This is a genomic window from Serratia sp. TSO36 (assembly GCF_057808395.1).
In genome coordinates this window covers 1-370 of the sequence record NZ_JBJZOU010000044.1, presented here as the reverse complement: position 1 = coordinate 370, position 370 = coordinate 1, and the positions used below count along the sequence as shown (strand labels likewise).

1 pseudogene is annotated in these 370 nt (G+C 55.1%); it reads left to right on the top strand.

Annotated features, from left to right (window positions below):
* Window positions 1-370, top strand: a pseudogene (locus ACK3CV_RS25360) (intermembrane transport protein PqiB); the annotation flags it as partial.

Sequence of the window (370 nt, the reverse complement as noted above, 5' to 3'; positions counted from 1 at the left end):
GTACATCGATCTCGACTTCTATCCGCAGGAGAAACCGTGGAAAGGGCCGCGCGAGCTGTTCGGTTATCCGCTGATGCCGACCACCAGCGGCGGGCTGGCGCAGATCCAGCAGAAACTGATGCAGACGTTGGATAAGATTAATTCGATGCCGATCAATCCGATGATAAACGAAGCGACCAAGACGCTGGCGGAAAGTCAGAAAACCATGAAATCGACGCAGCAGACCATGAAGTCGCTGAACGACATCATCGCCAGCAAAGAGATGCAGGCGCTGCCGCAGGACATGCAGAAAACCCTGCTGGAGCTGAACCGCAGCATGAAAGGGTTCCAGCCTGGTTCGCCGGCTTACAACAAGATGGTGGGCGATATG